Origin of the sequence: Pseudomonas cichorii (assembly GCF_018343775.1) — a bacterium.
GTDB classification, from domain to species: Bacteria; Pseudomonadota; Gammaproteobacteria; order Pseudomonadales; family Pseudomonadaceae; genus Aquipseudomonas; species Aquipseudomonas cichorii.
Genome location: NZ_CP074349.1, coordinates 2,464,595 through 2,488,591 on the forward strand (window position 1 = coordinate 2,464,595; position 23,997 = coordinate 2,488,591).

The window sequence follows — 23,997 nt, forward strand, 5'->3', positions numbered from 1 at the left end:
GTATTCAATGGTCTTTCGCGAATGAATTCGCTCCCGCACGGCGCGAATTCATTCGCGAAAGGGGTAGGACTCAATGAGCCCCAGCCGCCTTGTTCAGGTCGCTTTCTGCCCATTGGGTGTAGATACAGGCATCGGCTGTGGCCCAGCGGACGCGGACGGTATCACCGGCTTTCAGTTGCAAGCCGGTGGCTGAAAGCGCCTTGACGGTCATGGCGGTACCGCCTGAAGTGACGACCGCACAGGTCTGGCTTTCGCCCAGGAACAAGACTTCCGTCACCTTTGCCGTGACTTCGTTCCAGCCATGCTCCAGTGGGGTGGCTTCGGCCTGTTGAGTGCTCAGGGCCTGAGCTTTCTCCGGACGTATCATCAGCAACACGTCCTGATCGGTTTTCAGGCCTGAAGTCAGACGGATCGACAGGGGATTGCCTTCAAACGTCGCCACCGCATTGCCCTGTGCCTTGAGCTTCAGGAAGTTCGAGTTGCCCAGGAACGAGGCGACAAAGGCATTGGGCGGGTTCTGATAAAGGTCATAGCCGGTGCCCAGGCCGACGATCTTGCCATGGCTGAAGATCGCGATGCGCTGAGACAGGCGCATGGCTTCTTCCTGGTCGTGGGTCACGTAGACAATGGTGATGCCCAGGCGACGATGCAGTTGCCGCAGTTCATCCTGCAGGTCTTCACGCAGTTTCTTGTCCAGAGCGCCCAGAGGTTCGTCCATCAGCAGAATGCGTGGTTCGTAAACCAGCGCCCGGGCAATGGCCACACGTTGCTGCTGGCCGCCGGACAGTTGCGAAGGGCGGCGATGGGCGAATTGTTCCAGTTGCACCAGCTTGAGCATGGCGTCCACACGCTTGTCGCGCTCGGCCGCCGGCAGTTTGCGGATGGCCAGCGGGAAGGCGATGTTGTCGCGTACCGACAGGTGCGGAAACAGCGAATAGCGCTGGAACACCATGCCGATATCCCGCTTGTGGGGCGGCACGTTCACCAGGGATTTGCCACCTACCAGGATTTCTCCCGAGCTGGGTGTTTCAAACCCTGCCAGCATCGACAGTGTGGTGCTCTTGCCCGAGCCGCTGGAGCCCAGGAAGGTCAGGAACTCGCCGTCCTGGATATCCAGGTCGATATTGTCCACTGCAGCGAAATCGCCGTAATGCTTGTTCAGGTTGCACAGGCTGACCAGGGTTTTCGGGTCGTGTTGTGCGCTGTCTTTGATCACTGCACTCATGAGGTACTCCTGGCTTCGTTGCGGCGACGCAGGGTCGCGGCGATGAACATGACCAGCACCGACAGGGCGATCAGCAGCGTCGAAGCGACTGCAATGACCGGGGTCAGATCCTGACGCAAAGTGGTCCACATTTTGACGGGTAGGGTTTGCAGGGTCGGGCTGGCCATCATCACGCTCAGGACCACCTCGTCCCACGACACCAGGAACGCGAACAACGCGCCGGCGATCATGCCGGGACGAATGGCCGGAAAGGTGACCTTGATCACTGCCTGGATTCGCGATGCGCCGCAGATCACGGCGGCATCCTCGATGGACTGGTCAAACAGTTTCAGCGAGTTGATGATCGAGATGATGGTAAATGGCAGCGCCACGATCACATGGCTGACCACGAAGGAAAACAGCGTGCCGGTGTAGCCAAGCTTGAGAAACAGCGCATACACGGCCACGGCAATGATCACCAGCGGCACGATCATCGGCAGGGTAAAGATGCCGTACAGCATGTCACGGCCCGGAAAACGTCCACGCACCAGCGCAAAGGCTGTGGGCAGGCCCAGAGCGACGGCGCTGATGGTGGTCAGTACGGCGACCTTGAAGCTTGACATCGCCGCCTGCATCCATTCCGGATTGGAGAAGAACTGCTGATACCACTTCAGGGTCCAGCCCGGTGGCGGGAAGACCAGCCACTGGGATGAGCCGAACGAAAGCAGCACGATGAACAGGATCGGCAGCAACAGAAACAGCGCGATCACCCCGGTGGTCAGGTACAGACCGACCCGCAGGCGCGTGCTCATGGCATTGGGAGTCAGGAGCATGGCTTACCTCGCATTGCTGGCGCCGACCGGGGATTCCGGCTGGAGCTTGAGATAGAAGTAGAACAGCACCAGAGTAATCAGGATCAGCAGTGCGGCTGCGGCACTGGCCAGTCCCCAGTTCAGGAAGGACTGCACCTGCTGGACGATGAACTCGGGCAGCATCATGTTCTGTGCGCCACCCAGCAGAGCGGGGGTGACGTAGTAACCCAGGGACATCACAAACACCATCAGACCACCGGAAAACAGCCCCGAGCGGCACAGTGGCAGGAACACCCTGAAGAAGTTGGTCCACGGGCTTGCACCGCAGATGGAGCCGGCCTGCAACACCATCGGGTCAATGGCCTGCATGGTCGCCTGCAACGGCAGCACGATGAACGGAATCATGATGTAGCTCATGCCGATCACCACGCCTGTGAGGTTATGCACCATCTCCAGCGGCTGATCGATGATGCCCATGGCCATCAGTGTCTTGTTGATGACCCCTGAAGCCTGGAGCAATACCAGCCAGGAGTAGGTGCGGGCCAGCAGGCTGGTCCACATCGACAGCAGCACGATATTGAGAATCCAGCGGCCCCAGCCGCGTGGCACAAGGGTGATCGCCCAGGCCAGCGGGAAACCCAGCAGCACACTGAACAGGGTGACCAGACCCGCCACCGAGAACGTGTTGAACAACACCCTGGCGTAGGCGGAGTTGGCGAACAGTTGTTCGTAGTTGCCCAGGCCCGGAGTGGGTTCCAGCACACCGCGAAGCAACAGGCCTATCAGTGGTGCGAAGAAAAAAAGCCCCAGAAAGAGCAGTGCCGGGAGCAGGTTGCGACTGCCGCGCCAGCGTTGTGACAAAGACGTTTTTGGCTGCATCTTCACTGCCTTGGTGCAAGCCGCGCCAGCGGTGCTTGACGCACCACCGGCCGGGTTGGGTTGACGGGAAGCAATAGCCGTCATTTTTACTTGACCAGCCATTCGTTCCACCGTGTCGCAATGTCAGAGCCGTTCTTGGCCCAGTATGCGAAGTCGAGAGTGATCTGGTCTGATGCATAGGCGGTCGGCAGGTTCGGCGCCAGCGTCGAATCCAGGCGCGGTATGCTGTCCAGGTTGACCGGTGCATAGGCGCTCAGGTTCGAGAAGTCGGCCTGGCCTTTGGGGCTGGTCGCTTCGGCGATGAACTTCATGGCAGCTTCCTTGTTCTTGGCGCCTTTGGGGACGACCAGGAAATCAGCCATGACCAGGTTCTGCTTCCAGCTCACACCCACTGGAGCGCCATCCTGTTGCAGGGCGTAGACGCGACCGTTCCACATCTGGCCCATGGACGCTTCACCCGAAGCCAGCAGTTGCTGGGATTGAGCGCCGCCGCCCCACCAGACGATGTCTTTCTTGATGGTGTCGAGTTTCTTGAAGGCGCGGTCCAGATCCAGCGGGTAGAGCTTGTCAGGGGCTACGCCATCGGCCAGCAGTGCCAGCTCAAGTACGCCGGGGCTCGGCCATTTGTACAGGGCGCGTTTGCCGGGGTAGGTCTTGGTGTCGAACATGGCAGACCAGTCTTGCGGGGTTTTGGCGCCTACCTTGCTTTCGTTGTAGCCCAGTACGAAGGAGAAGAAGAACGAGCCGGCGCCGTGGTCAGACACAAAGCGAGGGTCGATCCGGTCACGCTTGATGGTGGTGAAATCGAGGGGTTCAAGCAGGCCTTCGCTGGCGGCACGCAGGGCGAAGTCGGCTTCCACATCCACGACATCCCATTGCACGTTGCCGCTTTCAACCATGGCCTTCAGTTTGCCGTAGTCGGTAGGGCCATCCAGCACAACGTTGATACCGCTGGCTTTGGTGAAAGGCGTTGCCCAGGCCTGCTTCTGTGCGTCCTGGGTAGAACCACCCCAACTGACGAAGTTGACGCTTTCAGCGGCCATGGCTGTGAGACTCGAGATAGCCAAAATGCCGGCAGCAAGAGCTGCAGTTGCTCGTTTGTTCAACACCATTTTCACGCCCTCATTTGTTGTGTTTTGAGCGGGCTTTTTTTGCCCGCGTATTCGGGAGCAGTAGGTCCAGAGGACCGGAGAAACTGGCGACCGTGTCGGGCACTGTTGTTAGCCTTATCCCTTGGCGGGGGCACCTGACAAAACCTTCGGTCTACGGAATGTCATATTATGGTATTCCAAACTTTGTGCAAGTATTTTGCCCTGTCGGAACCTGTTCATTTTGCTTTTTTTACCGGTGAAAACCTTGTTTTACGGGGGTGAACGTCTCTTCTTCAGCGTTGTTGCCTGCCTCCTTTCAGCACTGAAATCAGCCAGTAAAGGGAATACTTTCAACCACTTCCAGATCGTATCCGGTCAGTCCTGCGTATTTGAGAGGAGGGCCCAGATGGCGTAGTTTGCCCACGCCAAGGTCTTGCAGAATCTGTGCGCCAGTGCCGACTTCAGAATAAATGCGCGACTGGGAACGGGTGTACTGACGCGGCGGCTGGGTAAGTTGCGGGATACGCTCCAGCAGTGCCTGGGAGGACTCGTGATTGGCCAGTACCACGACCACGCCGCGACCTTCTTCGGCGACTTTCTGCAGGGCGGCCCACAGGGTCCAGTTCGCTGGGCCCGTGTACTCGGCACCTACCAGGTCGCGCAGTGGATCAACCACGTGTACTCGCACCAAGGTCGGGTAATCGCGCTGGATGTCGCCCATGACCATGGCCATGTGTACACCACCTTCGATCCGGTCCTCGTAGCTGAACAGGCGGAAGGTTCCATGAACCGTGGGCAACTCGCGTTCGCCGATGCGTACCACAGTGTGTTCGGTGCTCAGGCGGTAATGGATCAGGTCGGCAATGGTGCCGATGCGGATACCATGTTTTTCGGCGAACAGTTCCAGATCGGGGCGGCGGGCCATGGTGCCGTCATCGTTCATGACTTCCACGATCACTGACGCAGGCGTCAGGCCTGCCAGACGGGCCAGGTCACAGCCGGCTTCGGTGTGACCGGCGCGGGTCAGCACGCCGCCTTCGCGGGCGCGCAGCGGGAAAATATGGCCGGGCTGTACCAGGTCGTCGGCACAGGCTTCTGGGTTGACGGCAGCCTGGACGGTGCGGGCTCGGTCGGCGGCAGAAATACCGGTGCTGACGCCTGTTGCGGCTTCGATGGAAACCGTGAACGCCGTGGCGAATACGCTGCCATTGCTGGGCACCATCTGCTCCAGCCCCAGGCGCTGACAATGTTCGTCGGTCAGGGTAAGGCAGATCAGGCCGCGTGCTTCGCGGGCCATGAAGCTGATGGCCTGAGGTGTGCAGAGGTCGGCAGCAAGCAGCAGGTCACCTTCGTTTTCCCGGTCTTCGTCGTCCACCAGCAGGACCATCTTGCCCTGACGGTAGTCTTCAATGATGTCTTCGATGCGATCGAACGCCATACTCAGGATCTCGGTGTTATGGATGAAAAATCGTGGTATACCATAAGACAGAATATTTCACAGATTCCCTATCATTGAAACAGTGAGATCGCGATGAAGGCTTATTGGATTGCAAACGTGGACGTAACCGACCCTAAGCAGTACAGCGAATATACCCAGCGAGCGCCAGCGGCATTTGAATTATTTGGTGGCAAATTCATGGCTCGTGGTGGGCGTTCCGAAGCCGTCGAAGGCCGCGACACGCCGCAACGCACGGTTGTGATTGAGTTTGAATCGTATGAGCAGGCTTTGGCCTGTTATCGCTCGGCCGAGTATCAGGAAGCGATGAGGCATCGCCTGGGTGTGGCGAAGGCCGAGATCGTGATTGTCGAAGGGGTTTGATGTTGTGACTTGTGTGGGGGGCGAATTTATTCGCAAAGAGCCGTTTCGCGAATAAATTCGCTCACTCAGAGGCAATTCACCGAATGAAATGCACCTTGCCGGTGTCGTCATTGCCCATGTACAGGCCATACACCCCGGCCTGACACTCGGCGATATAACGTTCGAGGATTTGCCGGATGGCAGGGTAGTAGATGCTGTCCCACGGGATGTCTTCGGGGGCGAAGAATTTGTAATCCAGGGTCTCCGGCCCGAACTGGCCGGTGATTTCCAGGGCTATGGCGCGGAAGACGATATACACCTCGCTGATCTTCGGCACGCTGAAGATGGAGTAGGGCGAGATGATTTCTGCGCGTACGCCGCTTTCTTCCCAGACTTCCCGCAGGGCGGCCTGTTCGGTGGTTTCGCCACTCTCCATGAAACCGGCCGGTAGCGTCCAGGTGCCGGGGCGTGGCGCGATTGCCCGCTGGCACAGCAGGTATTTGCCTTCCTGCTCGATGATGCAGCCGGCAATGATCTTCGGATTGACGTAATGAATGTAATTGCAACTGCCGCACATCAGCCGCGCATGGGTATCGCCCGGTGGGATGCGCTGATCGAGATCGGCACTGCCACATTGCGGACAAAAGCGCGGTGCGGGCATGTCAGCGTCCTATTCGGGGTTCTTTGATGGCAATCGGAGCAATGATGTCGCGGACCTTGGCGTCATCGTCCTGCTTGGATTTCAGGTATTCCAGCGCCACAGCGGCAGCGTTGCGCACGTGATCGACGGAAGCCTTGTGGGCCGCCAGCGGGTCGCCGCTCTTGATGGCTTCGACGATGTGTTCCATTTCCTTGCTGCTGGCACCGCGGCGGTTGATCTGTGACACCGAGGTGGCCCGCAGGTAGCTGATGCGAGCCTGCAACTGACGCAACTGGGTGGCGGCGATGTGATTGCCAGACCCTTCGAGCAGTACATCGTAGAAACTTTGTACCGAATCGATGACCTGTTGCAACTCGCCATCGTCGAGGGCCTTGCGGTTCTCTTCGAGGGCCTTTTCCAGGGCACGGATATCTTTCGCCTTGGCTCGCAGGGTGAAAAGCTGCACGATCAGCCCTTCGAGCACGCAACGCAGCTCATAGATATCGCAGGCATCTTCCAGCGTGATGATCGCGACCCGCGGCCCCTTGGCGTCGGCGAACTCCACCAGACCTTCGGACTCCAGATGGCGCAAGGCTTCACGCACCGAGGTCCGGCTGACCCCGAGACGATCACACAGATCTCGCTCGACCAGACGATCACCCGGCAGAAGCTGGAAGTTCATGATTGCGCTGCGCAGTTTGTCCAGCACGATTTCGCGCAGGGTAACGGGATTGCGATTGACCTTGAAGTTGTCGTCGAGTGGCAGGCGTTTCATCGGGTGTGCTCGGAGTGGGGCTGTCTATGTGAAAAACACGGCCAGAACAAGGCGGTCGCGTTCATGGCGTCAGCCTGAAAACCGGCCTGGCTGACGCATGACCGGGCCTGCATCGCCCGGATAGACGCCGAGTTTATCACGCCGTTGCTCTTGACTACCAAGAACCCCGTCTCATGCAAAAGGTGGCAGAGCCCCCAGTTTGCCGCGGTAGTAGAGCATCGGTGTAGCAGGTGTTTCCGGCAGGATCAGGTTTTTCACCGCGCCGACGATGATGGCGTGATCGCCGCCGTCATATTCGCGCCACAGTTCGCACTCGATGATCGCCGTCGCCTTGCTCAGCAACGGGTTGCCGAGCTCGCTCAGGTGCCATTCGATACCCTTGGTCTTGTCCTTGCCCTTGCTGGCGAACGCATAGGCTTCAGCCTGCTGCTCGGCAGAGAGCAAATGGATCGCGAACTTTTTACTGTCGCGCAGCACAGGGTAAGTGTCGCTGGCGTAGTTCGGGCAGAACAGCACCAGTGCCGGGTCGATGGATAGCGCGCTGAAAGCGCTGGCGGTGATGCCTACCAGACCGCCTTCGGCGTCCAGTGTGGTGACGATGGTCACGCCCGAAGGAAAGGACGCCATGACTTCTTTATAAATGCCGGGTTCTATCATTGCCGCCGCCTCACTCAACGCATTACAAAAGGATCAGGCATGGGGGCCTGCGATAGATTGATCCATACCGTTTTCAGTTCGGTATAGGCCAGGACCGAGTCAATGCCGCTCTCACGGCCATAGCCGCTGTTCTTGAACCCGCCGATGGGGGCCATGGCAGATACGGCTCGATAGGTGTTGACCCAGATGATACCTGAACGGATGTCCCGTGCCAGACGGTGTGCGCGGCCAAGATCCCGGGTCCAGATTCCTGCTGCAAGGCCGAACTGCGAGTCGTTGGCAATCGCCAGGGCTTCGGCTTCATCCTTGAAACGGATCACCGACGCGACAGGACCGAAGACCTCTTCCTGCATGATCTTCATGGAGTTGCGGTCGCACTCGAACAGGGTCGGCTCGTAGAACCAGCCTTCGCTGGCCATTTCGGGCCGCTTGCCACCCAGTCGCAGGCGTGCGCCTTCGGCCAGTGCATCAGCCACCAGACCTTCGACCACGGCCAGTTGCTGGGCAGTGGCCATGGGGCCCATTTCAGTGGTTTCGTCCTGAGGATTGCCGATGCGGATACGGCTGGCGCGTTCGGCCAGGCGCTCGACGAATTCGTCGTAGATCTCGTCCTGGACCAGCAGTCGCGAGCCCGACACACAGCTTTGCCCCGAAGCGGCATAGATACCAGCGACCGCGCCATTGATGGCGCTGTCCAGATCGGCGTCGGCAAAGATGATGTTGGGAGATTTGCCTCCCAGTTCCAGGGACAGCTTGGCGAAGTTTTCGGCGCTGCTGCGCACCACATGGCGCGCAGTCGCGGCGCCGCCGGTAAAGGCGATCTTGCGCACCAGCGGATGACGGGTCAGGGCGGCGCCGGTACTCGGGCCGTACCCGGTCACGACATTGACCACGCCCGGCGGAATACCGGCTTCCAGCGCCAGACGCGCCAGTTCCAGAATGGTGGCCGAGGCGTGTTCGGAAGGCTTGAGTACGATGGTGTTGCCCGCTGCCAGTGCCGGAGCCAGTTTGATGGCTGTCAGGTACAGCGGGCTGTTCCAGGGAATGATCCCGGCGACCACGCCCATGGGTTCATGGACCGTGTAGGCAAACAGATCGGGCTTGTCGAGGGGCAGGGTGCCGCCTTCGAGTTTGTCCGCAAGGCCGGCCGTGTAGTGGAAAAATTCCGGCAGATAGCTCACCTGACCACGGGTTTCGCGGATCAGCTTGCCGTTGTCGCGGCTTTCCAGTTGGGCCAGTTGTTCCTTGTTCTCGGCGATCAGGTCGCCCAGCCTGCGCAGCAGCTTGCCTCGTGCCGTGGCTGTCAGCCCGCGCCAGGATTTGTCTTCAAAGGCCTTTTGTGCGGCCTGGACGGCGCGCTCCACGTCCGCCTCATCGGCGTCGGGCAACTGCGCCCAGGGTTCGGCCAATGCAGGGTTGAGACTGTCGAAGGTCTTGCCGGAAAGTGCGTCGACCCATTGGCCGTCTATGCACATCTGAAAGCGCGTGAGAGTCATGCAACGATTCCCTTTGCCGGATTATGTAGAGCTGCCGACTTGTCGAGAAAGTCCAGCAACACCTGATTGACCAGACGCGGCGATTCCACCGGCATCATGTGCCGCTGCTCGGGCAGTATCGCAACCTCTGCACCATGGATACGCATCGCCAGTTGACGGGCCATGTCCGGTGTCGAACCGGGGTCCAGCTCGCCGGTGGCAATCAGCGTCGGTGCGCGAATATCGCCCAGATCTTCGGCGCGGTACATATCCTGTGTGGCAAACAGCTTGTAAGTGGTCAGGTAGCCCTGTGGGTCGTTGCTGGCCAGGTTCTGCCGGATGGCTGCGATCTGTGCAGGGTTGGCCGCCTGGTATTCCCTGCTGAACCAGCGCGACAAGGCCTCTGCGGCATTGGCGTCCGGCCCGTGTTCGGCGGCCTGGCTGGTGCGTGCGATGACACCGGCACGTTGCTCGGGCGTGCGATTGAACACGCTGTTGAGGATGACCATGCCGGACAGGTGCTGCGGGAAGTGCAGGGCAAAGGCCCGCGCAACCAGCCCACCCATGGAGAAGCCGATGATCGTGGCCTGAGGCAGGCCCAGATGGTCGAGCAATTCTCGCAGTTGTTCTGCATAACCGGGCAGGCCGGTATCCGGGTCCGGGCGCGGACTCGAACCATGACCCAGCATGTCGTAGGCAATGACTCGGTAATGCGGGGCCAGGCCGACAATCTGGCCGCCCCACATTTCTTTGTTCAGACCCACCCCGTGAATCAACACCACAGGGTGGCCCTGGCCGGTGGCCAGATAACTGGTTCCGGCCGGGGTGCGTTCAGCGGTGAGCTGAATCATGGATCGCTCCTGCGCAGGCATTCATTATTGTTGGGAGGGGATTACTGAGCCTTTTCGGCAGCCAGCTCTTCCAGGTCGATATAACGGTTGCCGATGCGCGGGTGCAGACGGCCACCGTTGGCAGCGCCCAGCACGACGATGATTTCGTCGGCGCGTGGTGCGTCTTCGATCTGCATTTCCAGGGTGATGTAGTGCGAGCGCAGGCCTTCGTCATCCTTGTGCATCATCGGGATCTGGATGGAAGTGCCCGGGCCGCCGCGCTTGTTGGTGAAGCTCAGGTAGCTCTTGGCCTTGACCGCTTCACGGTAGTGGTTGCCGAAGCGCAGGGTGTGAATCACCGCTGAAGCGTGTTCGATCTCGCCTTCGGCGCCGACCACTGCGGCCTTGCCGTAGGCTTCGATCTTGTCTGCACCGCCGATGGCGGTCGTCAGGCGCTTGACCATCAGTTCGCCCAGCTCGGAGCAGTTTGCGCGGATTTCAGGCTTGAGGTCTTCGACAAAACCACGACCGAGCCAAGGGTTCTTGATCACGACAGCCAGGCCGACCATGGTCACCGGTTTGTCGGTCGCCTTGCCGCCTTCGATGAAGGTCTCTTCGGTGTAATTGACGATCTTGCGAATTTCAAAGCTCATGTAGGACTCCCGGATCGAGCACTGTTGTATTTCGTATGATGGTATACCATAAGATTGTGTGTGCAAGTGCTTTATTCGAGCGGGTTGCAAAAACCTTCCTCGACGACCATTCGTCAGTGGTGTCCTGTGGTTCTTTGAACGTTGTCCGGCGCTGACAGGCCAGATATTTCATGGGCCATGGACGGTTTTCGTTTCCTCCAGCCCACTACAGGAGAAAGAAATGACTGACTACCCAAGACCTCCTTTCCCGCAACAGGCGCAATCGGTGCCTGGTTCGCAAGCGAAGATGGAGCCCTATCCCGATTGCGGCGAGCAGAGCTACCGTGGCTCTGAGCGACTGCAAGACAGAATTGCCCTGATCACCGGCGGGGACAGCGGCATTGGCCGCGCAGTGGCCATTGCCTTTGCGCGAGAGGGTGCTGACGTCGCGCTCTCTTATCTCGATGAGCATGAGGATGCTCAGGAAACCGCTCGCTGGGTCGAGCAGGCTGGCAGGCAGTGTTTGTTGCTGCCGGGCGATCTTGCTCAGAAAGAGCAGTGCCGCCACATTGTGGAAGAAACCGTCGGGCGCTTTGGCCGTATCGATGTGCTGGTCAACAACGCAGCCTTCCAGATGACTCACGAAACCTTTGAAGAAATCCCCGATGAAGAATGGGTGAGGACCTTCGATATCAATATCACGGCGATATTCCGCATCTGTCAGGCGGCAGTGCCACACATGGCTGCAGGCAGTTCGATCATCAACACCAGTTCGGTGAACGCCGACATGCCCAAGCCGACCCTGCTGCCTTATGCCTCCACCAAAGGCGCCATTGCCAATTTTTCCGGCGGCCTGGCGCAACTGCTGGGCGAACGTGGAATCCGGGTCAACAGTGTCGCTCCGGGCCCGATCTGGACACCCTTGATCGTGTCGACCATGACGGACGAAGAAGTCCGCAACTTCGGCAGCCAGACGCCGCTGGGGCGTCCGGGCCAGCCTGTTGAGGTGGCACCGATTTATGTGCTGCTGGCTTCAGACCAGTCCAGCTATACCTCCGGTGCGCTCTATAGCGTGACGGGCGGCAAGCCGATTTTGTAGCGAACATTCTGCTTTGGCTGCACTCCCATACAGTGACGGCCTGTCGATGAGGTGCTGGCAGGTCGTTACTGTTTGCATCTGTCATTCATTCTTGACTGTGCCTTGACTCTTACGGGTATATCCCCGTAAGTTGGTCGACTCAGTCATGCATCAACTTCAGGAGAAATGCCATGTATCCCGATGTTCAGCTCTATATCGATGGCCAATGGCGTGCAAGCCGCGATGGCCGCACCTTGTCGGTCATCGATCCTGCCACCGGCCAGTCGCTGGGAACGGTGGCCCATGCCAGCATTCCCGATCTGGACGAAGCCCTGGCGGCAGCTGAACGTGGTTTTGCAACCTGGCGCGCCACTTCGGCCTATGATCGCTACAAGATCATGCAAAAGGCTGCGCAATTGCTGCGCGAGCGCGCCGACAGCATTGCCCGCATCATGACTCAGGAACAGGGCAAGCCGCTGGCCGAAGCGCGTATGGAAACCCAGTCCGCTGCCGATATCATCGACTGGCTGGCCGAGGAGGGGCGTCGCAGCTATGGCCGTCTCGTGCCGTCGCGCAATCCTTCCATCGAGCAGAAGGTGATCAAGGAGCCGGTCGGTCCCGTTGCCGCGTTCACGCCCTGGAACTTCCCGATCAACCAGGTGGTGCGCAAGCTGTCGTCGGCACTGGCCGCCGGTTGCTCGATCATCATCAAGGCCCCGGAAGAAACTCCGGCATCGCCTGCTGAACTGGTCCGTGCCTTTGCCGATGCCGGTGTGCCGGCTGGCGTGATTGGGCTGGTATACGGCGTGCCTGCCGAGATCTCCAATTACCTGATCCCGCATCCGGTGATCCGCAAAGTGACCTTCACCGGCTCCACTCCAGTAGGCAAGCAACTGGCGGCCTTGGCTGGCCAGCACATGAAGCGCGCCACCATGGAGCTGGGCGGCCATGCGCCTGCACTGGTCTTCGACGACGCCGATCTGGATCTGGCTGCGCGAGTGCTGTCCACCGCCAAGTTCCGCAATGCCGGTCAGGTCTGTGTTTCACCGACGCGGATTCTGGTACAGCGCAAGGTATTCGAGGCTTTCACCGAGAAATTCGTGGGGCTGACCCGGGAAGTCAAGGTTGGCAATGGCCTGGAAGCGGGCACGACCATGGGGCCGGTGGCCAATGAACGCCGCATTCCGGCGCTGACGGATCTGATCGAAGATGCAGTGGGTGCCGGTGCGAAGCTGGAAACGGGCGGCAAGGCCGTTGAAGGGGCAGGCTATTTCTTCGAGCCAACCGTATTGAGCGGTCTGACCCGTGAAATGCGCATCATGAACGAAGAGCCTTTCGGTCCTGTTGCGTTGTTGGTGCCGTTCGACACGCTGGAAGAGGTTATCGCCGAGTCCAACCGTGTGCCGTTTGGTCTGGCGTCCTATGCCTTCACCACTTCGATGAAGACTGCCCAGGCGCTGAGCAATGGTATCGAGGCAGGTATGCTGTCGATCAACCATCAGGGTATTGGCCTGCCTGAGATTCCGTTTGGCGGGATCAAGGACTCAGGCTACGGCTCCGAAGGCGGCACCGAAGCCATCGAGGCCTACCTCAATACCAAGCTCGTGACGCAGTTCAACTAAACCTGCCCCGGTAGGAGCGAATTCATTCGCGAAGGAAGCCCCTAAGGGCCTTTTCGCGGATAAATCCGCTCCTGCGCAGATGGGGGGTTATTCCCGCGCCTGCTGAATACCGTTCTGCTTCATCACCAGATTCTTTTCCTTCTTGTACTGCAAGGCGACTTCCGGCGCAGGACCGCTCTCGCCGGTTTCCATCCAGCGGCGCAGGCGGCTGGCATCGGCGAAGTGGGTGTATTTGCCGAAGGCGTCGAGAATCACCACGGAAACCTGACGGTTAGCCATGGTGGTCAGCAGCACCAGGCAGTGACCTGCCTGATTGGTGAAACCGGTCTTGGTCAGCTTGATGTCCCAGTTGTCCTTGCGCACCAGGTGATCCGTGTTGCTGAAGCCCAGGTTGTAAGTGGGCTTGCGGAAGGTCACGGTCTTTTCCGCAGTGGTGCTCAGCTCAGTGATCATCGGGTATTTGCGAGCAGCCATGATCAGCTTGGTGAGGTCGCGAGCCGTGGAAACGTTATAGACCGACAGCCCGGTAGGCTCGACATAGGCCGTATGCTTCATGCCCAGCGCCTTGGCCTTTGCATTCATGGCCAGGATGAAGGCCGGATAGCCGCCCGGGTAACTGTGGGCCAGGCTCGCGGCGGCACGGTTTTCCGAAGACATCAGCGTGATCAGCAGCATGTCCTTGCGATTCATTTCGCTGCCCAGCTTGACGCGGGAGAACACGCCTTTCATTTCCGGGGTCTGGGAAATGTTGACTGGAATGACTTCGTCCATCGACTGTTTGGCGTCCAGCACGACCATGGCGGTCATGAGTTTGGTGACCGAAGCGATGGGGACGATAACGTCAGGGTTGTGTGAATACAGGACCTTGTCGGTTTGCACATCAATGACCAGTGTGCTGCCGGAAGCCAGATGAAGTTTTGATGGGTCCCGGTTCAGGGCCGCGATTTCGTTTGCAGTGGCGTTGATGGAAACTACAGGGCCCGTAAGTGCAAATAAAAGACCCAGAAGTGGCAGACGAATTTTCAAGAACAGGGCTCACTCGATAAATGTGCAGTTTTGCACGTGGATATAGGAAAAACGCTGCATTTTAGGAGCGGACTTTGCCCAAAGTCGATGGGGTGAGCAGGGCGATTCGTCAATTAATTCAGGAATCGTGGTTTTATTAAGTTGCTGTTAAGTAGGAAAGCCACGAATGGGGGGTGTGTTTTCAATATTCGTGGTGTCCACGGCTCGCACCGATTAGCATTCACGCCATCAAGGCTCATCGATTTAAGGAAGCGTTCAATGCTCAAGGGGTTTATCAGCAAGGATTACGTTGTTCTGGTGATCGCTGCATCTCTGGTCGCGGTCGTACTGCTTGTCAGCGGTTTTTTTTCACGGCCTGCCGACTGGGCCGGCTGGGTTCAGGCCACCGGGCTGATCGTCGGCATGATGGTCGCTGTGGGGGTTCCGGGTATCCAGCGCAAGCAGGAAGCGGCAGTGGCCCACAAGCAACTGCGTGAACGCGAAACCGGTTATGCCCGCCGTATTCAATACCTGTGCGGCGAGTTGACCGAGCTGCAGGCCAGAACCAGTCTGAATCTTACCCATTTGCGCGCCAGCGACCGGCATCGCCTGAAATATACGCTGCAGGATTATCTGCACCGCTTGTTCGAGTCCCATAAACAGGATTTGAATGATGATCGTGTAGTTCTGGCTTATGAACTGCGTCAGGTGGCCAACGACCTGATCGATGAACTGGACAGCGGTCGTACCGATCGTGTCGTGTTCCTCGCTCTGGAAAAGCGCCTGCAAAAACTGGCTCATCGCTGCCAGGTCAATGCGGCAATGGCCGAGCGCGTCTGAGACTTTTTCGAGCCCATAAAAAAGCCCACATCAAAGGATGTGGGCAAGGGGATGTGCGGAGCAAACGCACGAAGACTGTGAAACCGGGCACTGCACTCAGCCGTTGAGCTTGTGGCTTTCCAGCTTGTCGGAGCTGGCCTGTGCTGCTGGCAATGAAGCGAAAGGGCCGCTGACGGGCTCGCCGTTGTGCATCAGATACCAGCAAGCCAGAAAACCGCGTTCTCTGAGTGTGGCCGGAACGGCGCTGCCAACTACTGACATGATCTGAACCTTGTTCATGGCTGTCTCCATCAATCGATGGCGCTACTTTACTCAGCCATCGTCTCTGGCAGAAATCATCGTTCTCGATAGTGGTCATTGATAATCACGAGGGTTGTGCGTCTTGACGGGCAACCTCCGTTTGATAGCAAAGCAACGAAAAGCCCCGCACCAGGCGGGGCTTTTGTCGGTTACCAGTGGCCGCGTGGCGGGCCATAGTAGGCGGGTGGCGGCGCATAACGACGGTAGTAGACCGGTGGCGGAGCCGGGTAACGTTCCACAACCTCATAAGCCGGCGCCGGCTGGTAGTAAACCACTGGTGGAGGAGGCGGCGCGTAGTAGACCGGCTGCGGTTGAACATAGACCGGCTGGCGTTCTACATACACTGTCCTGTCACGGCTGGACGAAACTGCGGCTCCAACCACGGCAGCGCCGACGATTGCACCCAGTACGGCTGGCCCACCCCAGCCACGATCAGCGTTGGCCTGGCCTGCCAATGCCAAGGCACCTATAAACAAGGCAATTTTGGGGATATGACGAATCATGACTGTTCCTCGCTCTCAACCCGTTGTCGCGGGCCTGCATTACGCTCAAGCACTGCCACGGGATAACTCTAAGACATCGTAATTTGAGAAAACGGCGAAGCCGTTAGGTAAATTTTGTGTAAGGGGGCCGGCGATGTTTGTGCCGCCTGTTCATCGTTTGGGCTCGGAGCAGATTTTACGCTTGCTCCGAGGGGTTAATCCAATACCGTTTGGTAGGAAAGGTGTAGATGAAGTGCAAGACTGAAGGATTAAAAGAACTTGCCCAAGCCAAGGCGTCTAAAGCGCCACAGTGGTATAAAACCAAAGAAAGCAAGGGCGAGTCCTGAAGAAAGCTTACGACCCAGACTGGCGTGTTGTCATTAGCCAGGTGTCGATCTGTGCAGGGGGGCACGCGCGCCTTGGCGACGCTGAGCGAGCAGGGGGAGTTGAGTCATACGCAAACTCACTCCAGCCTCGCCAGCCGCTCTTCAAGCGCCGCAATCCTTGCTTCCAGCTCATCAATTCTCTCGCTCGATGCGGATGCCGACTGCCGCTCCGGCTGGTTTTGCCGGGCTGCAAGGAGGTCTTGCAGGTCTGCCGGGTCGCCCAGCGAATGCATGTAGCGATCTTCGCGCTGACCGGGCTGGCGTGGCAGCAGGGTTGCCAGGCCTCGGGCGATGAGGCGGTCCAATTGGTGGACGACTTGTTCGCTGTCTTCAAAATCGTGCATGCGGTTGCTGCGGGTCAGCAGTTCGTTGCTGGTTTGCGGGCCGCGCAGCAGTAGCAGGCCGGTCAGGATCATCTGGGCTGGCACCAGCTCCAGGTGCTTGTCGACCTTGTGTTCCCAGCGGTCGGCGCGGCTGCCCATGACCAGGCGGGCGAGGCCCCGATTTTCCAGGGCGCGCAGGCTTTGGCCAACCTGGCCCTGAGTCAGATTCATCACCGGGTCGCGGCTGGTTTTCTGGTTACAGGCAATGACCAGTGCATTGAGTGTCAGAGGGTAGGTTTCCGGGCTGGTGGCCTGTTTTTCGATCAGGCAGCCGAGAATGCGCACTTCGGTGCTGTTGAGTTGCAACGATTCGGTGTCATCGGCCGATTCGGTTGAAGAATGTTCGGTGGTCATTACGCTTTCCCTGAGCGATGGCGGGGTGTCAGCCTAGGGGCTGCGCTGAATTATTGCCAGTGCGCCGATGATTCGCGTCATGGTATGGAGAAAAGACTCGCCATCTTTCCTGAAGAGCATGTCTATAATTCCCGACTTTCACTTTCAGGATTTGTCATGTCTATTTCCCTGTACGCCGCTTCCGTTCCTGTATTCCAGCAAATGCTCAACGCGCTGAATGACGTTCTGGTCAAGGCCGAGGCCCACGCGACCGAGAAGAAAATCCAGCCTGAAGCCCTGTTGCAGGCGCGCCTGTTCCCGGACATGCTGCCTTTCACTCGTCAGATTCAGATTGCCGTGGATTTCGCCAAAGGCGCTTCGGCCCGTCTGGCAGGCGTCGAGATTCCAAAGTACGAAGACACCGAAACCACCTTTGCCGATCTGCAAGCCCTGATCGCCAAGACTCTGGCCTTCATCGCCAGCATCAAGCCGGAAGATGTCGACGGCAAGGAAGGCATCGAGATCGTTCTGCGTCCTGGCACCGACAAGGAGAAACGCCTCAACGGCCAGGCTTACCTGCTCAGCTATGCCTTGCCGCAGTTCTTTTTCCATGTCACCACAGCCTATGACCTGCTACGTCACAATGGCGTGGAAATCGGCAAGCGCGATTACATGGGCAAGTTCTAAGCTCAGTCGGTAAACAGCTTGTTTCGGGCACTCTCGGTAATGGCGACAATACCGGGGTGCCTGACCTTTCGTTCGACGGTAATGGCATAGAACGATTCGGTCACCGATTCGGTCTGGCCGATGATTTTCACGTCATATTGGCTCTGTACTTCATCGGCGATCACGCTGGGCGCGACGAATACGCCGCTGCCGGATTTGCCAAAAGCTTTCATCAGGGCGCTGTCATCGAACTCCCCGATAATCCGCGGCTGGATTTTCTGTTCGGCGAACCAGCGCATCAACCTGCCACGAACCACGGTGTCCTGCCCGGGAATCAATAGTGGTGCTCCATGCATGCACTGCGGAAAGTCACCCCACAGACTTTCAGCCACGCCCTGGGTCGCGAAGAAGCTGACGCCACACTCTCCCAGTTTCTGGTTGTAGCCTTTAATGTCCAAATGTGGTGGCATAGGGCTGTCAGATATCACCATGTCCAGTCTCTGGATTGCCAGGTCGGCCAGCAGGCGTTCGAGCTTGTCTTCGCGGCAGGTGATACGGATCGATTCATCGAGCTCCATGGTGGGCGCGATCAGTCGATAGACGATGGATTTGGGCACGACATCGGCCACACCGATGCGAAACAGGAGCTGTTGTTCGTCGGGCTGTGAGCGCAGCATGGTTTCCAGCTCATTGCCCAACTGGAACATCTGTTCGGCATAGGGCAGTGCCAGGCGACCGGCTTCAGTCAGCTCCAGTTGCCGGCCTACACGGCGGAAGAGATCGACGCCCAGGGTTTCCTCGAACAGGCTGATCTGGCCGCTGATGGTCTGGGGGGTGAGGTTCAATTGTTCGCAGGCGCGTACAATGCTGCCGGTTTTGGCCACGACCCAGAAATAGTGGAGTTGACGATAATTGAGCATAAAGATTGTCGATTCGGTAAAACCGAAGTATACACCTTGAAAAAGCGAATTTTTCTGATGTTTCCATGTCTCTAGAATGCTTCGCTGACGCCGGACCAAAGGTGATGTCCGGCCTTGCATATCGAGGGAAACATGATCAAACCCGTTTACGCCGCATTGCTGGCATGTTCGCTGGTTGTAATGGCTGGCTGTGACCAGGTAGAAACATCGACCAAGCAAATCCTGGACACGGCTGCCAATACAGCCAAACAGGCGATTGACGATACCCATGAAGCTGCAACCAAGGCGCTGGAAGATACCCGCAAGGATCTTTCGGTACTTGAACCCAAAAAACAGCCCGAGTCTCCCGAAGAGAAGTCTGGTAAAGAAATCTAACGCTCAACATTGGCTCAAGCAGGACACGATCTATGGAATACCTTTTGGAACTCGCTACAAGTCCCGCCGCCTGGATTGCCTTGGCCACGCTGGTGGTTATGGAAGTCGTGTTGGGTATCGATAACCTGATCTTCATTTCCATTCTGACCAACAAGTTGCCGGAGCATCAGCGTGCCAAGGCCCGTCGTCTGGGTATCAGTGCGGCCTTGATCATGCGTCTGGGCCTGCTCAGCACCGTGGCTTTCATCGTCCAGTTGACCGAACCTGTGCTCGACGTGTTCGGCCAGGCGTTCTCCTGGAAAGACATGATCCTGATCGCGGGTGGCTTGTTCCTGGTCTGGAAGGCGACCACGGAAATCCATCACAGCATGGACAGCAAGGCTGAGCAGGAAAAGACCATCGGGTCCGCTGTGACGCTGAGCATGGGCGCGGCAATCTTCCAGATCCTGCTGCTGGACCTGGTGTTCTCCATCGACAGTATCATCACTGCGGTGGGCATGACTGAGCACTTGCCGATCATGATTATCGCGGTAGTGTCTGCTGTGATCGTGATGATGGTGGCTGCCAACCCGCTGGCCAAGTTCATCAATGACAACCCGACGGTGGTGATGCTGGCGCTGGGCTTCCTGATCATGATCGGTATGACACTGATCGCTGAAGGTTTTGGTGCCCATGTACCTAAAGGCTACATCTACGCCGCCATGACGTTCTCGGCAGCGGTTGAGATCCTCAACATCCTGGCTCGCAAGGCCAAGCGTAAAAAGACTGCTGCTGAAGCTGCCAAAGCCTGATCTCTCGATCAGTGAAGCAAAAAAATGGTCGGCCCTGTAATGGGGCCGACCATTTTGCATTTCATGAGCGCTGATCAGTGAGCGACTGCAGGCTGTCTTTTTTCCAGCCGGACCACTGGGGTCGGTCGTACGACGCGCGGTTGGTGACGACGGGAAACTCTCAGTACTCCCCAAAGCATGGCGCCTGCAACCATCAGCCATGCCACGATCAGCATCACGATTGTCATTTCCAGGCTCATAAGTGCCTCCGTATTTACCGCATCTTCTTGCTGTCTGAATAAGTGACAGTCTAGTCCCTCACATGTTTCGATTAATTGACGGCTATGACCAATTTGATCTATCCAGTCACTCTGACTGTGTCAGAAGGCTATACCCAGGCGCTGTGCGGCTCTATGATCGGTGTCCGAGTCAGGTCGTGTGTTGCCTGACACCCGTTGAAGTGAGTGAAAATGCTGCCGGTATCTTTCTTGTTCAACGCCGCCAGGACCCGGCGGCCGTGGTGGGTGATGGTCCTGGCCTTGAGCCTGACCGCCTGCGCTTCTATGGTTACGCCAGAAATTCAGCGCTTGCCGGACCGGGTTGAACTCAACTCTGTGCCGTTCTTCCGTGGCAACGCGTATCAAAGCGGACCTGGCGCATTGGCGGGCATGCTGGCCAACCGTCAGGTGCTGATTACACCCGGGCTCCTCGATAAGCCCCTGCAATTGCCGGGCGGCGAGGGGAAGCTTGAAAGCAATATGCAGAATGCGGCGCGCCAATACGGTTTCATGGTTTACCCACTCGATGGCGAACTGCACGCTTTGCTGGAGCAGGTTTCGGCGGGTTATCCGGTGATGCTGCGGCTGTCCGAAGGCTCGGCCTGGTGGAAAGGGCCTCGTTATGGCGTGCTGGTGGGCTATAACCGCATCAAGCAGACCGTTCTGCTGCAGGTGGGCATGAATCGTCGGCAGATGATGAGCTTTGGCAGCTTCAGCTCTGCCTGGAAGGATGCAGGCAGTTGGGCGGTCCTGATTCAGGGGCCACGGCAACTGCCTGCCAATGTGGATCAGCAGCGCTGGCTGAAAGCTGCCAATGAACTGTCTCAGGCCGGACAGGAGCAGGCTGCCGGTGAAGCAGTGAAGGCATTGGCCCGTCAGGGTGTTAAATAAGTTTGGTCTGAAGCAGTGAAAACCCCGATCTACAGGGTTTTCACGCTATCCATCAAAAGCCCAGTCTGTCGCGCAGGCTGTAATACCAGGCGCCCAGTGCTGTAAGCGGCGTGCGCAGCAACTGGCCGCCAGGGAATGGGTAGTGGGGCAGGTCGGCGAATGCATCGAAACGCTCGGCCTGGCCACGCAAGGCTTCGCAAAGCACCTTGCCTGCCAGATGGGTATAGGTCACGCCATGCCCGCTGCAACCCTGAGAGTAATAGATGTTGTCGCCCAGGCGCCCGACCTGCGGAAGTCGTGACAGGGTCAGCAGGAAATTGCCGGTCCAGGCGTAATCGATCTTCACATCCTTGAGTTGCGGGAAGGCCTTGAGCATCTTGGGACGAATGATGGCTTCGATATTGGCCGGGTCGCGGGCGCCATAGACCACGCCACCACCAAAGATCAGGCGCTTGTCGGCGCTGAGGCGGTAGTAGTCCAGCAGGTAATTACAGTCCTCGACGCAGTAATCCTGAGGCAGCAGGGATTTGGCCAGCTCTTCGGTCAGCGGTTCGGTGGTGATCACCTGAGTGCCGCATGGCATCGACTTGGCCGCCAGTTCCGGCACCAGATTGCCCAGATAGGCATTGCCGGCCACGATGATGAATCTGGCCCGGACTTTCCCTTGTGCCGTATGCACGACCGGGTTGGCGCCACGTTCGATACGGATCGCCGCCGATTGTTCATGGATGACACCGCCCAGCGATTCCACGGCAGTCGCTTCGCCCAGCGCCAGGTTCAGTGGATGGATATGGCCGCCGGTCATGTCCAGCATGCCGCCGATATATTGCTCGCAGGCAACGACTTCGCGGATGCGGTTTTTATCCATCAGCTCCAGATGCGAATGCCCATAGCGTTCCCACAAACGCTTCTGAGCTTCCAGATGCGCCATCTGCTTGTTGGTCAGGGCTGCGAATACGCCGCCGTCCTTCAGGTCGCATTGAATACCGTAACGGGAAACACGATCTCGAATGATCGCCGCGCCCTCGAATGCCATCTGCCCCAGCAGTTGCGCCTGTTTGGGGCCTACGCTGCGCTCGATGACATCGATATCGCGGCTATAGCTGTTGACGATCTGCCCGCCGTTACGGCCCGAGGCGCCAAAGCCGACCTTCGCGGCCTCCAGCACGGTGACTCTGAAGCCATGCTCAAGCAGGAAGAGGGCGCTGGACAACCCTGTATAGCCTGCGCCGATGACGCATACGTCCGTCTCCACTTCACCCTGCAAGGCAGGACGTTCCGGGACCGGATTGGCTGATGCGGCGTAGTAGGACTGCGGATAGAGCGTGTTCGCCATCCTGAAGCTCCGTTTAAAATTCTTGACGAGTGCCGTGATCCTACCCCAGTTAAAAAACCTCTGCCAGCCACGGGATAAAACATATTTACCTGCGCAGCACCTAAAAGCGTTGCGAATTCATAGGCTTAGCTGAAAAAGAGATTGACAGGCCAGCCAATGTCCGTAGAATGCGCACCCACAGCAGGCACGTAGCTCAGTTGGTTAGAGCACCACCTTGACATGGTGGGGGTCGTTGGTTCGAGTCCAATCGCGCCTACCAGACAAATCCGCTCTGCTGGGCGGTGAAGAAGGGCGATCCGAAAGGGTCGCCCTTTTTTCGTTCGACCGTGAAGTGCATGATGCCGGTTGTCTATGGGTATTGCGCCAGAGCTTTATGTCTAGAGTCGGATTACAACATATATGGTGCTCTCCTTCTGAATGTTGTAATCGCTCAGGCTTCTCTGATCTTCAAGCTGTTTCCCGGCAAAGATAAGCCTCTGTGCTTCGGGGGAAATGCCAGATTTATCCTGAATCTTGCATTTCACGTTACTGATCGTATCTGAGGGTTCAACATCCAGTTCCCAGAGTTCTCCGGTCAATTTCTTTGCATAAATAATCATTTCGTCACCTGGCGTGAATGGCATAGGAGACGCGAACAGGAGTGCCTTGAACGTGTTCGTGCAGATAGCTACATTCGCTTGCGCGCGTGCGTACAGATTAAAAGTGGGGGGGAATGACGGGAACTGACAGAACTGTCAGCGCCGTGCGCTTTCAGACAGTTGGCTTGATGCCCTTGCCGGAGCTTGCGTCTGATGGCATGTACTGAATTCAGAGCTAAAAATTTGAATATATCAGTGGGTTACTGCAAAAATCCGTTGACACCTTTTTCAATATCCGTAGAATGCGCTCCCACAGCAGGCACGTAGCTCAGTTGGTTAGAGCACCACCTTGACATGGTGGGGGTCGTTGGTTCGAGTCCAATCGCGCCTACCAAACAAAATCCGCTCTGCTGGGCGGTGAAGAAGGGCGATCCGAAAGGGTCGCCCTTTTTTCGTTTGCGCAGATTGAAACCCGACCCTATTTGGGCCGGGCAAACGATTTGACGATGGATTTGGTCGCTGTGCTTGCCTTGAGGTCGCTGATGTTTCCAGTCGCGAGCCATTTGCAGGCGGCAATCTCGTTCCGTGGCGAGGGCTCGCTGGAGGAGGGGATCACGGCTGTGAATATGTGGTGAATGACCCGATCCTTTTCGTATTCATCCACATACATGAGGTCCAGGTTTTCAAGGCCCGTTTCCTCACTCAGTTCGCGCACGGCTGCCTGGGCTGGCGTTTCTCCCGCTTCGATCCTGCCGCCGGGCAATGCCCATTTCGATTTTGGTTTGCGAACGTAGAGGATCTGGTCGTCACGCTTGCAGATGACTGTTGCTCGTTCTTTCATCTTTCCACCTGTTAACGTCCAGTCATTCTTGATATCTGCACGCTTGCCCTGAAACTTGAATCTGTTGAGATAACAGATATCAATGTCATAAAAATGTAATAAAAAGTTAATCTTTCACCA

27 protein-coding genes and 2 tRNA genes are annotated in these 23,997 nt (G+C 57.8%); 10 read left to right on the forward strand and 19 right to left on the reverse strand.

Going from position 1 to position 23,997, the window contains the following annotated elements; genetic code table 11:
* Positions 1-70: 70 nt before the first annotated feature.
* The 5 genes from KGD89_RS10885 to ribBA form a co-directional block, all read right to left on the reverse strand.
* Positions 71-1,225: an ABC transporter ATP-binding protein gene (locus KGD89_RS10885; protein WP_025259812.1), complete on the reverse strand. Its 1,155-nt coding sequence runs from the start codon at positions 1,223-1,225 to the stop codon at positions 71-73.
* Positions 1,222-2,037 (reverse strand): ABC transporter permease, encoded by an 816-nt coding sequence (locus KGD89_RS10890; RefSeq protein ID WP_025259813.1) that lies wholly within the window; start codon positions 2,035-2,037, stop codon positions 1,222-1,224. Before KGD89_RS10890 ends, KGD89_RS10885 begins: the two co-directional genes overlap by 4 nt.
* 3 nt (positions 2,038-2,040) lie before the next feature.
* A complete protein-coding gene (locus KGD89_RS10895; protein WP_025259814.1) occupies positions 2,041-2,997 on the reverse strand; it encodes an ABC transporter permease in 957 nt (318 codons plus the stop codon).
* Positions 2,982-4,007, reverse strand: a complete 1,026-nt coding sequence (locus KGD89_RS10900) for an ABC transporter substrate-binding protein (RefSeq protein ID WP_025259815.1) — start codon at positions 4,005-4,007, stop codon at positions 2,982-2,984. The genes KGD89_RS10895 and KGD89_RS10900 overlap by 16 nt, the downstream gene beginning before the upstream one ends.
* 307 nt (positions 4,008-4,314) lie before the next feature.
* Positions 4,315-5,424: a bifunctional 3,4-dihydroxy-2-butanone-4-phosphate synthase/GTP cyclohydrolase II gene (ribBA, locus tag KGD89_RS10905; RefSeq protein ID WP_025259816.1), complete on the reverse strand. Its 1,110-nt coding sequence runs from the start codon at positions 5,422-5,424 to the stop codon at positions 4,315-4,317.
* Positions 5,425-5,517: 93 nt separating this feature from the next.
* On the opposite strand from ribBA, the gene KGD89_RS10910 reads away from it, so the two are divergent.
* Positions 5,518-5,805, forward strand: coding sequence for a DUF1330 domain-containing protein (locus KGD89_RS10910; RefSeq protein WP_025259817.1), 288 nt, complete (start codon positions 5,518-5,520; stop codon positions 5,803-5,805).
* A gap of 76 nt (positions 5,806-5,881) precedes the next feature.
* On the opposite strand, the gene KGD89_RS10915 is transcribed toward KGD89_RS10910, so the two are convergent.
* From KGD89_RS10915 to KGD89_RS10940, 6 genes are all read right to left on the reverse strand, one after another.
* Complete coding sequence (locus KGD89_RS10915; protein ID WP_025259818.1) at positions 5,882-6,445, reverse strand: NUDIX hydrolase; 564 nt, start codon at positions 6,443-6,445, stop codon at positions 5,882-5,884.
* 1 nt (position 6,446) lies between these two features.
* Positions 6,447-7,199 carry a GntR family transcriptional regulator gene (locus KGD89_RS10920; RefSeq protein ID WP_025259819.1) on the reverse strand — a complete coding sequence of 251 codons (753 nt, stop codon included), beginning with the start codon at positions 7,197-7,199 and terminating at the stop codon, positions 6,447-6,449.
* A gap of 171 nt (positions 7,200-7,370) precedes the next feature.
* Positions 7,371-7,856, reverse strand: a complete 486-nt coding sequence (locus tag KGD89_RS10925; protein WP_025259820.1) for a flavin reductase family protein — start codon at positions 7,854-7,856, stop codon at positions 7,371-7,373.
* A gap of 14 nt (positions 7,857-7,870) precedes the next feature.
* Positions 7,871-9,352, reverse strand: coding sequence for an aldehyde dehydrogenase (locus KGD89_RS10930; protein WP_025259821.1), 1,482 nt, complete (start codon positions 9,350-9,352; stop codon positions 7,871-7,873).
* A complete protein-coding gene (locus KGD89_RS10935; RefSeq protein WP_025259822.1) occupies positions 9,349-10,182 on the reverse strand; it encodes an alpha/beta fold hydrolase in 834 nt (277 codons plus the stop codon). Before KGD89_RS10935 ends, KGD89_RS10930 begins: the two co-directional genes overlap by 4 nt.
* Before the next feature lie 41 nt (positions 10,183-10,223).
* Complete coding sequence (locus KGD89_RS10940) at positions 10,224-10,814, reverse strand: amino acid synthesis family protein (RefSeq protein ID WP_025259823.1); 591 nt, start codon at positions 10,812-10,814, stop codon at positions 10,224-10,226.
* A 220-nt stretch (positions 10,815-11,034) separates the two neighbouring features.
* Between KGD89_RS10940 and KGD89_RS10945 the strand changes: the two genes are divergently transcribed.
* A complete protein-coding gene (locus tag KGD89_RS10945; RefSeq protein WP_025259824.1) occupies positions 11,035-11,892 on the forward strand; it encodes an SDR family oxidoreductase in 858 nt (285 codons plus the stop codon).
* Between the two features lie 170 nt (positions 11,893-12,062).
* Positions 12,063-13,493, forward strand: a complete 1,431-nt coding sequence (locus KGD89_RS10950; RefSeq protein WP_025259825.1) for an NAD-dependent succinate-semialdehyde dehydrogenase — start codon at positions 12,063-12,065, stop codon at positions 13,491-13,493.
* Between the two features lie 87 nt (positions 13,494-13,580).
* On the opposite strand, the gene pbpG is transcribed toward KGD89_RS10950, so the two are convergent.
* Positions 13,581-14,525, reverse strand: coding sequence for a D-alanyl-D-alanine endopeptidase (gene pbpG / locus KGD89_RS10955; protein WP_025259826.1), 945 nt, complete (start codon positions 14,523-14,525; stop codon positions 13,581-13,583).
* Positions 14,526-14,777: 252 nt separating this feature from the next.
* On the opposite strand from pbpG, the gene KGD89_RS10960 reads away from it, so the two are divergent.
* Complete coding sequence (locus tag KGD89_RS10960; protein ID WP_025259827.1) at positions 14,778-15,338, forward strand: hypothetical protein; 561 nt, start codon at positions 14,778-14,780, stop codon at positions 15,336-15,338.
* Positions 15,339-15,434: 96 nt separating this feature from the next.
* Here KGD89_RS10960 and KGD89_RS10965 read toward each other — a convergent pair whose 3' ends face one another.
* The 3 genes from KGD89_RS10965 to KGD89_RS10975 all read right to left on the reverse strand — a co-directional run bounded on the left by KGD89_RS10965 (position 15,435) and on the right by KGD89_RS10975 (position 17,243).
* The gene (locus tag KGD89_RS10965) at positions 15,435-15,617 is read right to left on the reverse strand and encodes a hypothetical protein (RefSeq protein WP_025259828.1); all 183 of its coding nucleotides are present in this window, start codon (positions 15,615-15,617) and stop codon (positions 15,435-15,437) included.
* 170 nt (positions 15,618-15,787) lie between these two features.
* Entirely contained in the window at positions 15,788-16,141 is a 354-nt protein-coding gene (locus tag KGD89_RS10970) for a hypothetical protein (RefSeq protein WP_025259829.1), read from the reverse strand.
* A gap of 442 nt (positions 16,142-16,583) precedes the next feature.
* Positions 16,584-17,243: a YceH family protein gene (locus KGD89_RS10975; protein WP_025259830.1), complete on the reverse strand. Its 660-nt coding sequence runs from the start codon at positions 17,241-17,243 to the stop codon at positions 16,584-16,586.
* Positions 17,244-17,399: 156 nt separating this feature from the next.
* On the opposite strand from KGD89_RS10975, the gene KGD89_RS10980 reads away from it, so the two are divergent.
* The gene (locus KGD89_RS10980) at positions 17,400-17,909 is read left to right on the forward strand and encodes a DUF1993 domain-containing protein (protein WP_025259831.1); all 510 of its coding nucleotides are present in this window, start codon (positions 17,400-17,402) and stop codon (positions 17,907-17,909) included.
* A gap of 2 nt (positions 17,910-17,911) precedes the next feature.
* Here the strand turns inward: KGD89_RS10980 and nhaR are convergent, their stop codons facing one another.
* Positions 17,912-18,808: a transcriptional activator NhaR gene (nhaR, locus tag KGD89_RS10985; RefSeq protein ID WP_038399818.1), complete on the reverse strand. Its 897-nt coding sequence runs from the start codon at positions 18,806-18,808 to the stop codon at positions 17,912-17,914.
* A gap of 132 nt (positions 18,809-18,940) precedes the next feature.
* Here nhaR and KGD89_RS10990 point away from each other — a divergent pair, with 132 nt between their 5' ends.
* The 3 genes from KGD89_RS10990 (at position 18,941) to KGD89_RS11000 (ending at position 21,122) form a co-directional block, all read left to right on the forward strand.
* Positions 18,941-19,183, forward strand: a complete 243-nt coding sequence (locus tag KGD89_RS10990) for a hypothetical protein (RefSeq protein WP_025259832.1) — start codon at positions 18,941-18,943, stop codon at positions 19,181-19,183.
* Positions 19,184-19,215: 32 nt separating this feature from the next.
* Positions 19,216-19,974: a TerC family protein gene (locus tag KGD89_RS10995; protein WP_025259833.1), complete on the forward strand. Its 759-nt coding sequence runs from the start codon at positions 19,216-19,218 to the stop codon at positions 19,972-19,974.
* Positions 19,975-20,423: 449 nt separating this feature from the next.
* Entirely contained in the window at positions 20,424-21,122 is a 699-nt protein-coding gene (locus tag KGD89_RS11000; protein WP_025259834.1) for a hypothetical protein, read from the forward strand.
* 52 nt (positions 21,123-21,174) lie between these two features.
* On the opposite strand, the gene KGD89_RS11005 is transcribed toward KGD89_RS11000, so the two are convergent.
* Positions 21,175-22,458: an NAD(P)/FAD-dependent oxidoreductase gene (locus KGD89_RS11005; RefSeq protein WP_025259835.1), complete on the reverse strand. Its 1,284-nt coding sequence runs from the start codon at positions 22,456-22,458 to the stop codon at positions 21,175-21,177.
* Positions 22,459-22,640: 182 nt separating this feature from the next.
* Between KGD89_RS11005 and KGD89_RS11010 the strand changes: the two genes are divergently transcribed.
* Positions 22,641-22,717, forward strand: a tRNA-Val gene (locus KGD89_RS11010).
* A gap of 118 nt (positions 22,718-22,835) precedes the next feature.
* Here KGD89_RS11010 and KGD89_RS11015 read toward each other — a convergent pair.
* Positions 22,836-23,057 carry a ubiquitin-like protein gene (locus KGD89_RS11015; protein WP_025259836.1) on the reverse strand — a complete coding sequence of 74 codons (222 nt, stop codon included), beginning with the start codon at positions 23,055-23,057 and terminating at the stop codon, positions 22,836-22,838.
* Between the two features lie 296 nt (positions 23,058-23,353).
* Here KGD89_RS11015 and KGD89_RS11020 point away from each other — a divergent pair.
* A tRNA-Val gene (locus KGD89_RS11020) sits at positions 23,354-23,430 on the forward strand.
* Between the two features lie 84 nt (positions 23,431-23,514).
* Here KGD89_RS11020 and KGD89_RS11025 read toward each other — a convergent pair.
* Entirely contained in the window at positions 23,515-23,877 is a 363-nt protein-coding gene (locus KGD89_RS11025) for an NUDIX hydrolase (protein ID WP_025259837.1), read from the reverse strand.
* Positions 23,878-23,997: the final 120 nt, after the last annotated feature.

What these genes read in the sequence shown, in the direction of transcription:
- KGD89_RS10885 (WP_025259812.1), bottom strand. Translation starts at nt 1,225, where the DNA reads ATGAGTGCAGTGATCAAAGACAGCGCACAACACGACCCGAAAACCCTG.
- KGD89_RS10890 (WP_025259813.1), bottom strand. Translation starts at nt 2,037, where the DNA reads ATGCTCCTGACTCCCAATGCCATGAGCACGCGCCTGCGGGTCGGTCTG.
- KGD89_RS10895 (WP_025259814.1), bottom strand. Translation starts at nt 2,997, where the DNA reads ATGGCTGGTCAAGTAAAAATGACGGCTATTGCTTCCCGTCAACCCAAC.
- KGD89_RS10900 (WP_025259815.1), bottom strand. Translation starts at nt 4,007, where the DNA reads ATGGTGTTGAACAAACGAGCAACTGCAGCTCTTGCTGCCGGCATTTTG.
- ribBA (WP_025259816.1), bottom strand. Translation starts at nt 5,424, where the DNA reads ATGGCGTTCGATCGCATCGAAGACATCATTGAAGACTACCGTCAGGGC.
- KGD89_RS10910 (WP_025259817.1), top strand. Translation starts at nt 5,518, where the DNA reads ATGAAGGCTTATTGGATTGCAAACGTGGACGTAACCGACCCTAAGCAG.
- KGD89_RS10915 (WP_025259818.1), bottom strand. Translation starts at nt 6,445, where the DNA reads ATGCCCGCACCGCGCTTTTGTCCGCAATGTGGCAGTGCCGATCTCGAT.
- KGD89_RS10920 (WP_025259819.1), bottom strand. Translation starts at nt 7,199, where the DNA reads ATGAAACGCCTGCCACTCGACGACAACTTCAAGGTCAATCGCAATCCC.
- KGD89_RS10925 (WP_025259820.1), bottom strand. Translation starts at nt 7,856, where the DNA reads ATGATAGAACCCGGCATTTATAAAGAAGTCATGGCGTCCTTTCCTTCG.
- KGD89_RS10930 (WP_025259821.1), bottom strand. Translation starts at nt 9,352, where the DNA reads ATGACTCTCACGCGCTTTCAGATGTGCATAGACGGCCAATGGGTCGAC.
- KGD89_RS10935 (WP_025259822.1), bottom strand. Translation starts at nt 10,182, where the DNA reads ATGATTCAGCTCACCGCTGAACGCACCCCGGCCGGAACCAGTTATCTG.
- KGD89_RS10940 (WP_025259823.1), bottom strand. Translation starts at nt 10,814, where the DNA reads ATGAGCTTTGAAATTCGCAAGATCGTCAATTACACCGAAGAGACCTTC.
- KGD89_RS10945 (WP_025259824.1), top strand. Translation starts at nt 11,035, where the DNA reads ATGACTGACTACCCAAGACCTCCTTTCCCGCAACAGGCGCAATCGGTG.
- KGD89_RS10950 (WP_025259825.1), top strand. Translation starts at nt 12,063, where the DNA reads ATGTATCCCGATGTTCAGCTCTATATCGATGGCCAATGGCGTGCAAGC.
- KGD89_RS10960 (WP_025259827.1), top strand. Translation starts at nt 14,778, where the DNA reads ATGCTCAAGGGGTTTATCAGCAAGGATTACGTTGTTCTGGTGATCGCT.
- KGD89_RS10965 (WP_025259828.1), bottom strand. Translation starts at nt 15,617, where the DNA reads ATGAACAAGGTTCAGATCATGTCAGTAGTTGGCAGCGCCGTTCCGGCC.
- KGD89_RS10970 (WP_025259829.1), bottom strand. Translation starts at nt 16,141, where the DNA reads ATGATTCGTCATATCCCCAAAATTGCCTTGTTTATAGGTGCCTTGGCA.
- KGD89_RS10975 (WP_025259830.1), bottom strand. Translation starts at nt 17,243, where the DNA reads ATGACCACCGAACATTCTTCAACCGAATCGGCCGATGACACCGAATCG.
- KGD89_RS10980 (WP_025259831.1), top strand. Translation starts at nt 17,400, where the DNA reads ATGTCTATTTCCCTGTACGCCGCTTCCGTTCCTGTATTCCAGCAAATG.
- nhaR (WP_038399818.1), bottom strand. Translation starts at nt 18,808, where the DNA reads ATGCTCAATTATCGTCAACTCCACTATTTCTGGGTCGTGGCCAAAACC.
- KGD89_RS10990 (WP_025259832.1), top strand. Translation starts at nt 18,941, where the DNA reads ATGATCAAACCCGTTTACGCCGCATTGCTGGCATGTTCGCTGGTTGTA.
- KGD89_RS10995 (WP_025259833.1), top strand. Translation starts at nt 19,216, where the DNA reads ATGGAATACCTTTTGGAACTCGCTACAAGTCCCGCCGCCTGGATTGCC.
- KGD89_RS11000 (WP_025259834.1), top strand. Translation starts at nt 20,424, where the DNA reads ATGCTGCCGGTATCTTTCTTGTTCAACGCCGCCAGGACCCGGCGGCCG.
- KGD89_RS11005 (WP_025259835.1), bottom strand. Translation starts at nt 22,458, where the DNA reads ATGGCGAACACGCTCTATCCGCAGTCCTACTACGCCGCATCAGCCAAT.
- KGD89_RS11015 (WP_025259836.1), bottom strand. Translation starts at nt 23,057, where the DNA reads ATGATTATTTATGCAAAGAAATTGACCGGAGAACTCTGGGAACTGGAT.
- KGD89_RS11025 (WP_025259837.1), bottom strand. Translation starts at nt 23,877, where the DNA reads ATGAAAGAACGAGCAACAGTCATCTGCAAGCGTGACGACCAGATCCTC.